This is a genomic window from Pseudomonas sp. EGD-AK9, assembly GCF_000465935.2.
In the GTDB taxonomy this organism is placed as follows: domain Bacteria; phylum Pseudomonadota; class Gammaproteobacteria; order Pseudomonadales; family Pseudomonadaceae; genus Aquipseudomonas.
Genome location: NZ_AVOF01000083.1, coordinates 1 through 9,525, shown reverse-complemented (window position 1 = coordinate 9,525; position 9,525 = coordinate 1). Strand labels below are relative to the sequence as shown.

General features: G+C 68.6%; 6 protein-coding genes. 5 read left to right on the top strand and 1 reads right to left on the bottom strand.

Features of this window, described 5'->3' with window-relative positions:
* Together N878_RS04675 and N878_RS04670 are read left to right on the top strand one after the other, a co-directional pair.
* Positions 1–1,219: response regulator (locus N878_RS04675; RefSeq protein WP_031302757.1), on the top strand; the 1,219-nt coding region annotated here is incomplete at its 5' end.
* Between the two features lie 44 nt (positions 1,220–1,263).
* On the top strand, positions 1,264–3,429 hold the full coding sequence (locus N878_RS04670; RefSeq protein WP_021442528.1) for a bifunctional diguanylate cyclase/phosphodiesterase: 2,166 nt from the start codon (positions 1,264–1,266) through the stop codon (positions 3,427–3,429).
* A gap of 62 nt (positions 3,430–3,491) precedes the next feature.
* Here N878_RS04670 and N878_RS04665 read toward each other — a convergent pair whose 3' ends face one another.
* Complete coding sequence (locus N878_RS04665) at positions 3,492–4,112, bottom strand: TetR family transcriptional regulator (protein WP_021442527.1); 621 nt, start codon at positions 4,110–4,112, stop codon at positions 3,492–3,494.
* A 137-nt stretch (positions 4,113–4,249) separates the two neighbouring features.
* On the opposite strand from N878_RS04665, the gene N878_RS04660 reads away from it, so the two are divergent.
* The 3 genes from N878_RS04660 to N878_RS04650 form a co-directional block, all read left to right on the top strand.
* Positions 4,250–5,401, top strand: coding sequence for an efflux RND transporter periplasmic adaptor subunit (locus N878_RS04660; RefSeq protein ID WP_021442526.1), 1,152 nt, complete (start codon positions 4,250–4,252; stop codon positions 5,399–5,401).
* Positions 5,402–5,405: 4 nt separating this feature from the next.
* On the top strand, positions 5,406–8,549 hold the full coding sequence (locus N878_RS04655; protein WP_021442525.1) for an efflux RND transporter permease subunit: 3,144 nt from the start codon (positions 5,406–5,408) through the stop codon (positions 8,547–8,549).
* Between the two features lie 91 nt (positions 8,550–8,640).
* The coding region (locus tag N878_RS04650; protein ID WP_021442524.1) for a multidrug effflux MFS transporter at positions 8,641–9,525 on the top strand (885 nt) is incomplete at its 3' end.

The following is a 9,525-nucleotide window of genomic DNA, read 5'->3' as shown; positions in this document are numbered from 1 at the left end:
CGCGCCGGCCAGCGCCGAAGCGCCGCTCGAGGGGCCGCAGCGCGGCGGCGAAGGGCCGCCGCTGCTGATCGTCGAGGACGACGCCAATTTCGCCGCGGTGATCGCCGAGGCGGCCCACGGCCACGGCTTTTCCAGCGTGCACTGCCGCACCGGCCTGCAGGCGCTGAACCTGTTGCAGCACGAACCGTTCAACGCGGTGATCCTCGATATCCTGCTGCCGGACATCAGCGGCTGGCAGCTGTTCCGCCGCCTGCGCGGCCAGGTCGGCCATCGCCACACGCCGGTGCACATCATCTCCTGCGTGCCGCAGCCGGCCGGCTGGAACGACGACGGCACGCGCTACCTGGTCAAGCCGATCGACCGCGAAGAGCTGGAGCAGGTGTTCCTCGACCTGCAGCACGGCCAGTCGGCGGATCAGGCGCTGCTGCTGGTAGAGGACGTCGAGATCGAGCGCGAACACTACCGCGAGCACCTGAGCCAGCTGGGCTTCGCGGTGACCGCCTGCGCCAGCGCCGAGCAGGCCCGCGCCGCCTATGCCGGCGGCCAGTTCAGTGCCCTGGTGATCGACCTGGACCTGCCCGACCAGGACGGCTTCGCCCTGCTCGACAGCCTCAACCAGCTGCGCCCGCTGCAGGGCCTGCGGGTGGTGATCAACACCGGGGTCGACGTCACCCTGCAGAGCCTGCAGCGCCTGCGCCGTTACAGCGCGGTGGTGGTGCGCAAGCACGGCGACGACACCGCCGCGCTGGATCAGGCCGTGCAGGGCTTTCTCGACGAGGTGCGCGGCCCCGACCAGGGCCGGCGCCGCGTCAATCCACTGGAGGGGCGGCGCATCCTGCTGGTCGACGACGACATGCGCAACGTCTACGCCTTAAGCGCGCTGCTCGATGAAGTCGGCCTGCGCGTGACCGCGGCCAAGGACGGCGTCGAAGCCATCGCCTGCTACCAGCGCGAGCCGTTCGACCTGATCCTGATGGACATGGCCATGCCGACCATGGACGGCTACACCGCCACCCGCCTGCTCAAGCAGGAGCACGGCTGCAGCCTGCCGATCATCGCCCTGACCGCCCACGCGATGAAGGGCGACCGCGAGAAATGCATCACCGCCGGAGCCGACGACTACATGGCCAAGCCGATCAAGCGCGACGAGCTGCTGGCCCTGCTGGAGCGCTGGCTAACGCCTATCGCACTGCCGCTGGCCGGCAATGATCTAACCTGAGAGGCAGGAGTTCAGTGCAAGGCCAAAAGGACACAGGAGGTAGCATGGCCAAGGCGCAGACCAAGATCGACGCCGAGCAGGGAACGCAGATCCTGCTGGTGGTGGACGACCGCGCGGAGAATCTCGAGGCCATGCAGGCCCTGCTCGACGACGGCGACTGGCAGCTGCGTTGCGTGAACTCGGGCGAGCAGGCGCTGCTCTGCCTGCTGGAAGAGGACGTCGGCCTGGTGCTGCTCGACGTGCAGATGCCGCGGATGGACGGCTTCGAGGTGGCCCGGCTGATGCGCGGCAACCCGCGCACCCGTTTCACCCCGATCATCTTCGTCTCCGCCATCGCCCAGACCCAGGACGCGGTGCTGCGCGGCTACAACAGTGGCGCAGTGGATTTCGTGCTCAAACCGTTCGACCCCACGGTGCTGCGGCACAAGATCCACAGTCTGCTGGATCACGAGCGCAACCGCAGCGAGCTGCAGCAACTGAGCCAGCAGCTCGACCGCGCGCGGGCATTCAACGCCTCGGTGCTGAACAACGCCGCCGAGGGCATCATGGTGGTCGGCGAGGACGGCCGCATCCAGTTCGCCAACCCGGCCATGGCGCAAATGCTCCAGGGCGAAGTCGCCGACCTGGAGGGCTCCGAGCTGCTGGCCTTCCTGCACAGCCCGCAGGTCGAGGGCGACTGGCAGCAGTCGGAGTTCTACCGCCACTGGAAGCGCGAGGCCACCTACCGGGTGCACGAGGCCAGCCTGCGCACCCTCGCCGGCGGCGTGCTGCCGGTGGCGCTGTCCTGTTCGCCGCTGCCGCGCCTGCAGCACGCCATGGTGGTGATCGCCCTGGACATGTCGGTGGTGCGCAACCTGCACGCGCAGTTGGAGTCGCAGGCGGTCACCGACGCGCTGACCGGCCTGCTCAACCGCCGCGGCTTCCACCGCGCGCTGGAGTCGGCGCTGGCGCGTATCGAGCGCAGCGGCCAGCGCCTCGCCGTGCTCTACCTCGACCTGGACGGCTTCAAACGGATCAACGATTCGCTCGGCCACGACGCTGGTGACCAGCTGCTGCGCCGCGTCGGCGAACAGCTCAAGGCCTGCCTGCGCCCCTACGACAGCCTGGCGCGCATCGGCGGCGACGAGTTCACCGCGCTGCTCGACAACCTCGGCCACCCCGAGGATGCGGCGCGGGTCGCGGAGAAGCTGATCGAGCTGGTCTCGGTGCGCCATCACCTCGACGGCGTCGACTTCACCCTCGGCGCCAGCGTCGGCATCGCCTGCTTTCCCGAGTGCGGGCAGAGCGTCGAGGGCCTGCTGCGCGCCGCCGACATGGCCATGTACGAGGCCAAGCGTGCCGGGCGTCAGCAGTACCGCTTCTTCTCCCCGGAGATGAACGGTCGCGCGCGCTCGCGGCTGATGCTCGAGGAGAGCCTGCGCCACGCCATCGAGAACGACGATTTCGTGCTGGTCTACCAGCCCCAGGTGTATCTGGAGACCGGCCGGCTGCGCGGCTTCGAGGCGCTACTGCGCTGGCAGCACCGGGTCGCCGGCACCGTGGCGCCCAACGTGTTCATCCCGCTGCTGGAAGAGACCCGCCTGATCAATCGCCTGGGCGACTGGATCTTCCGCGAAGGGGCGCGCCAGCTGGCTGGCTTCAGTCGCCAGTTCGGCGACGAACTGGTGCTCAGCATCAACGTCAGTCCGGTGCAGTTCGGCATGCCGCAGCTGGTCAACGACCTGCAGCGGGTGCTCGAAGCCCACGGCCTGCAGCCGCGCCAGCTGGAAGTGGAGGTGACCGAGAGCGCGCTGATGCAGGACCTGGAGCTGACCCAGGCGCAGCTGCGCCAGCTGCGCCAGCTGGGGGTGAAGATCGCCATCGACGACTTCGGCACCGGCTATTCGTCGCTGGCCTACCTGCGCCATTTCGAGCTGGATACGCTGAAGATCGACCGCCTGTTCGTCGCCAACATGCTCGATTCGCCGCGCGACGCCGCGGTGGTCAGCACCATCATCGACCTCGGCCATCACCTCGGTCTGGAGGTGATCGCCGAAGGGGTGGAAACCCAGGCCCAGCGCGACTGGCTGGTGCGCCACCGCTGCAGCATCATGCAGGGCTTTCTGGTGGCGCCGGGTATCGCCGCCGAGGCCGCGCTGCAGGTGCCGGCGCAGCTGGACTGGGCCAGCCTGCCGCTGTCGCGCGGGGATGCGCCGAAGCCGGACCTGTAGGGTGCGCCGCGCGCAGCAGGGGCCGGTGCGTACGGCCTAGGCGCGGCCCCGCGACACCCGAGCTACTGCCAACTACGCAGCAGGCCGCGGAAGCAGCTGTCGACCATGGCCGGGGTGTCGAGTTGCGGGTCGAACAGGTTGGGGTCGCGCAGCCAGTCGCTGAACAGGCCGACGATCAGCGCGTGCAGGGTGCGCGCCGCCAGGCGCGGGCTGATGCCCGGCTGCAGCAGCGGCTGTACTGCCGCCTGGGCGAACTGCTGTTCGCACAGGGCGATGAACTGGTTGATAAAGGCCTCGTGACGCTCCTCGGCTTCGCGCAGCTCCTCGGTGAATTCGCAGCGGCGCAGCAGGATGGTGAAGATGCGCCGGCGCTGCGCATCCTGCGCCAGGTGAGCCATGGCCTCGACGCACAGGTCGCGCAGCATCTGCAGCGAGGTCAGGCCGTCGGCGGCCTCCAGTTGTTCGGCCAGCGGCTCCAGGGGCAGGCGCACCTGGTTGAGCATTTCGTGGAACAGATGGGCCTTGTTCTGAAAGTGCCAGTAGATCGCCCCGCGCGTCACCCCGGCCCGGCGCGCCACCTGCTCCAGGCTGGTATGGGCCACACCCTGTTCGAGGAACAGCAGCTCGGCGGCGGCGAGGATGGCGCAGCGGGTTTTCTCCGCGTCTTCTTTGGTTCGGCGCATGGCGATTCGGTCAATTCTGGCTAGGCTCTGGTTGAGCCGAGTTTACCGATTTTGCCGTGCCAGCAGGTGGCGCCGCGCGACTGGCGAGTCCGCCGCGCACCCTTCGCCATGCGCGTCGCCAAGGAGAGGAGTGCCTCATGTCGTTCGTTCGCCTGTTCCGTCCGCTGTTGTCCCTGAGTCTAGCCGTGCTGCCGCTGGCCACCCTGGGTGCCGACGCGCCACCCCCGGCGGTGACCGTGGAGCAGGTCAAGGCCGGCGCCTTGCCGGTGGTGCTGGAGTACTCGGCGCGCACCGCCGGCTATCGCGAGGTACAGGTGCGGGCCCAGGTCAGCGGCATCCTCCAGGAGCGCACCTACCAGGAAGGCAGCGGCGTGCAGAAGGATCAGCTGCTGTTTCGCATCGACCCGCGCCCGTACCAGGCCGCGCTGGCCCGCGCCAAGGGCGCGCTGGCCCAGGAGCAGGCGCGCTTTCGGCAGACCGAGCGCGACCTCAAGCGCATTCGCGAGCTGCAGAAGAAGGGCTTCGCCAGCGAGAGCGAGCTGGACAATGCGGTGTCCAACTTCGAGCAGAGCAAGGCCAATATCGAGGCCGCCCAGGCCGAGGTGCAATCGCGCCAGATCGACCTCGACTACACCACGGTGAAGGCGCCGATCACCGGCATCACCAGCAAGGAAAGCGTCTCCGAGGGCAGCCTGATCGTCGCCGGCGATCCCAGTGCCAGCCTGCTCACCCAGATCACCCAGCTCGACCCGATCTTCGTCAACTTCGCCTACCCGGACGCCGAAGCCGAACGCCTGCGTCGCGAGTTGTCCGAAGGCAGCCTGGTGCCGCCAGCCAGCGGCAAACTCAACGTCGAGGTGCAGTTCGGCGACGGTTCGGCCTATCCGGTGGAGGGCGAGGTGGATTTCACCGACAGCCTGATCGACCGCGGCACCGGCACCGTCAGCGCCCGCGGCGTGGTGCCCAACCCCGAGCAGAAGCTGCTGCCGGGACAGTTCGTGCGGGTGCTGGTCAAGGGCCTGACCCGGCCCGACGCCATCACTGTGCCGGAGCGGGCGGTGGCCCAGGGGCCGCGCGGCACCTTCGTCTACGTGGTGGACGAGCAGGGCATCGCGCGCATGCGCCAGGTCGGCACCGGCGATACGGCCGGCGGCCGCTGGCTGATCACCTCCGGCGTCAGCGAGGGCGACCGGGTGGTGGTCGACGGCCTGGCCAAGGTGCGCCCGGACAGTCCGGTACAGGTCGAGGAGGCCAAGGCAGCCCCGGCGCAAGCCACGGCGCAGGAGTGACGCCATGATCTCGCGCTTCTTCATCGACCGCCCGGTGTTCGCCACCGTCATTTCCATCGTCATCGTGCTCGCCGGCCTGGCCGCCATGCGCGCCCTGCCGATTGCCCAGTACCCGGAGATCCTGCCGCCGCAGGTCTCGGTTTCGGCTGCCTATCCCGGCGCCAGCGCCCAGGTCATCGCCGAGACCGTGGCGGCGCCGCTGGAGCAGGAGATCAACGGCGTCGAGGGCATGATCTACCAGCTGTCCAACTCCTCCAGCAGCGGCGCCATGAGCCTGACCGTGTACTTCGAGGTGGGCACCGACCCCGACCAGGCCACCATCGACGTCAACAACCGGGTGCAGGCCGCCCAGGCCAAGCTGCCCGAGGAGGTGCGCCGGCAGGGGGTCAACGTGGAGAAGAAGTCCTCGGACATCCTCCAGGTGATCACCCTCTATTCGCCGGACGACTCGCGCGACCCGATCTTCATCAGCAACTACGCGCTGATCAACGTGATCGACGAGCTCAAGCGCCTGCCCGGGGTGGGCGACGCCAGCCAGTTCGGTTCCAAGGACTACTCCATGCGCATCTGGCTGCGCCCTGACAAGCTGGCGCAGTACGACCTGACGCCCACCGATGTGGTGAATGCCATCCGCGAGCAGAACTCGCAGTTCGCCGCCGGCAGCTTCGGCCAGCAGCCGCTCAAGGAGGCGCAGGACTTCACCTATACGGTGACCACCCAGGGCCGCTTCACCGACCCCAGGGAGTTCGAGAGCGTGATCCTGCGCAGCGACGCCACCGGCGCCAGCCTGCTGCTCAAGGATGTGGCGCGGGTCGAGTTGGGCGCCCAGGACTACTCCCTGGTGACGACCTTGAACGGCCAGCAGAACGCCGCCTTCGGCATCTACCTGCAGCCCGGCGCCAACGCCCTGGACACCGCCGAGGCGGTGGAGCGCACCATGCAGCGCCTGGCGCAGCGCTTTCCCGAGGGCATCGCCTACAAGATCCCCTACGACACCACCAAGTTCGTCCGGGTGTCCATCGAGGAGGTGATCCACACCTTCTTCGAGGCCCTGGTGCTGGTGGTGCTGGTGGTCTTCGTGTTCCTGCAGAACTGGCGCGCCACGCTGATCCCGGTGCTGGCCATCCCGGTGTCGCTGGTGGGCACCTTCGCCGGCATGTACCTGTTGGGCTTTTCCATCAACCTGCTGACCCTGTTCGGCATGGTGCTGGCCATCGGCATCGTGGTGGACGACGCCATCGTGGTGATCGAGAACGTCGAGCGGGTGATGCGCACCAAGCACCTCAATGCGCGCGAGGCGGCCATCGAGGCGATGGAGGAGGTCACCGGGCCGATCATCGCCATCGTCCTGGTGCTCTGCGCGGTGTTCATTCCGGTGGGCTTCCTCGGCGGCCTGGCCGGGCAGATGTACAAGCAGTTCGCTATCACCATCGCGGTGTCGGTGGTGATCTCCGGCATAGTCGCCCTGACCCTGAGTCCGGCGCTCTGCGCGCTGCTGCTCAAGCCCGGCCATCACGAGCCGGCGGCGCCGTTTCGTGCCTTCAACCGCTTCTTCGACAAGGCCACCGAGGGCTACGGCGCCGGCGTGCGTTTCTTCCTCAAGCGCTCGGCCGTGGGCCTGCTGCTGTTCGGCGGGATGATCGGCCTGATCGTGCTGCTGTTCGCGCGGGTGCCCGGCTCGCTGGTGCCGGACGAGGATCAGGGCTACGTGATCAACGCCTACTACCTGCCGCCGGCGGCCTCGCTCAACCGCACCGACGCGCTCAGTGGCGCGGTGACCCAGCAACTGATGGAGCATCCGGCAGTGCAGGACGTGGTCACCTTCGCCGGTTTCGACGTGCTCACCTTCGGCGTGCGCAGCAACGCCGGGGTGTCCTTCGTGCCGCTCAAGGACTGGAGCGAGCGCACCACGCCCGAACTGGATGCGCGCAACCTGACCCGCGAATTCATGGGCATGGGCGCGGCGCAGAAGGACGGCCTGGTGCTGTCGTTCAACCCGCCGCCGATCACCGGCATGAGCACCACCGGCGGCTTCGAGGCCTATATCCAGGACCGCTCCGGCGGCAGCGTCGAGGCGCTCGGCGCCAAGGTCCAGGCCTTCGTCCAGGCCGCCAGCCAGCGCCCGGAACTGGCCGGGGTGCAGAGCACCTTCAGCGCCAACGTGCCGCAGTACTACATCGACCTCGACCGCACCAAGACCCGTGCCCTGGGGGTGAGCGTCAGCGACGTGTTCACCGCCATGCAGGCCACCTTCGGCAGCTACTACGTCAACGACTTCACCCTCTACGGGCGCACCTGGCAGGTCAGCCTGCAGTCGGAGGCGGAGTTTCGCCGCAAGCCGGAGGACCTCGGCCAGGTCTACGTGCGCTCCAGCGCCGGCGAGCTGATTCCTCTGTCGAGCCTGCTGCGGGTGCGGCGCATCCTCGGTCCGGACTCCTACGACCGCTTCAACGTCTACCCCTCGGCCAAGGTGCTCGGCGGCCCGGCACCCGGCTACAGCTCGGGGCAGGCGCTGGCGGCGATGCAGGAGGTGGCCGACCAGGTGCTCGGCGAGGACTACAGCCTGGGCTGGATCGGCTCGGCCTTCCAGGAACTGGCCACCCAGGGTTCGGGCACCCAGGCCTTCGTCTTCGGCCTGATCCTGGTGTTCCTCATCCTCGCCGCCCAGTACGAGCGCTGGACCCTGCCGCTGGCGGTGGTCACTGCGGTGCCCTTCGCGGTGTTCGGCGCGATCCTCGCGGTGTGGCTGCGCGGCATCCAGAACGACGTGTACTTCCAGGTCGGCCTGGTCACCCTGATCGGCCTGGCGGCGAAGAACGCCATCCTCATCGTCGAGTTCGCCGTGCTGCTGCGCGCCGAGGGCAAGGGCATCTTCGACTCGGCGCTGGAGGCGGCCAAGCTGCGTTTTCGCCCCATCGTGATGACCTCGCTGGCCTTCATCCTCGGCTGCGTGCCGCTGGCGATCAGCTCGGGCGCCGGTTCGGCCAGCCGCCACTCGATCGGCACCGGGGTGATCGGCGGCATGCTTGCCGCCACATTGCTGGCGACCTTCCTGATCCCCATGTTCTACCTGCTGGTGGAGTCCGCCGCGCAGCGCCTGAGCCGACGCGGCAAGGCCGAACAGGGCGAAGAGGCCGACCAGCGCTGAGCCCGGTCCGGGCCGCGAGCCGCGGCCCGGGCCTTTCTCGGGCGGTGTCCCGATGAGATGATTAGCCGGCTAATAAATGTCCGGACTGTCCATGAACCTTCGCCTCCTGCTGATCCTCGGCGCGCTGTGCGCCTTCGGCCCGCTGGCCATCGATTTCTACCTGCCGAGTTTCCCGACCCTGGCCCAACAGTTCGCCACCGATGTCGAGCAGGTGCAGCTGTCGCTGGCCGCCTATTTTGTCGGCATCGCCCTCGGTCAGCTGTTCTACGGGCCGCTGGCCGACCGCTACGGTCGGCGCGGCCCGCTGCTGCTGGGGGTGGCGCTGTTCACCGCGGCGTCGCTGGCCTGCGCCCTGGCGCCGAGCCTGGAGTGGCTGATCGGCGCGCGCTTCGTCCAGGCCCTGGGCGGCTGCGCCGGCATGGTGGTGACCCGTGCGGTGGTGCGTGATCTGTGCGACCCGCTGACCTCGGCCAAGGTGTTCTCGCAATTGATGCTGGTGATGGGCCTGGCGCCTATCCTCGCGCCGCTGGGCGGCGGCCTGCTGCTCGGCACCCTGGGCTGGCCGTGGATCTTCCACAGCCTGGCGCTGTTCGCCGGCCTGTGCCTGCTGGCGGTGTTGCTGTGGCTGCCGGAAACGCGGCCGCGAGGTCTGGCGCCTGCGCCGCTGCGCGGGGCGCTGGGGCAGTACCGGGTGCTGCTGAGCAATGGCGCCTTCATCACCTATTCGCTGGCCGGCGGCGTGGCGATGGCCGGGATGTTCGCCTATATCGCCGGTTCGCCTTTCGTCTTCATCGAGCTGTACGGGGTGCCGGCCGAGCACTACGGCTGGCTGTTCGGCAGCAACGCCGCCGGTTTCGTGCTGATGGCACAGGTCAATGCGCGCCTGGTGCGCCGTGGCGGGCCGGGCCGCTGGTTGCGGCGCATGGCGCCGCTGTACCTGGCCAGCGGCCTGGCGTTGCTGGGGCTGGCGGCCTGG

What these genes read in the sequence shown, in the direction of transcription:
- N878_RS04660 (WP_021442526.1), top strand. Translation starts at nt 4,250, where the DNA reads ATGTCGTTCGTTCGCCTGTTCCGTCCGCTGTTGTCCCTGAGTCTAGCC.
- N878_RS04670 (WP_021442528.1), top strand. Translation starts at nt 1,264, where the DNA reads ATGGCCAAGGCGCAGACCAAGATCGACGCCGAGCAGGGAACGCAGATC.
- N878_RS04665 (WP_021442527.1), bottom strand. Translation starts at nt 4,112, where the DNA reads ATGCGCCGAACCAAAGAAGACGCGGAGAAAACCCGCTGCGCCATCCTC.
- N878_RS04655 (WP_021442525.1), top strand. Translation starts at nt 5,406, where the DNA reads ATGATCTCGCGCTTCTTCATCGACCGCCCGGTGTTCGCCACCGTCATT.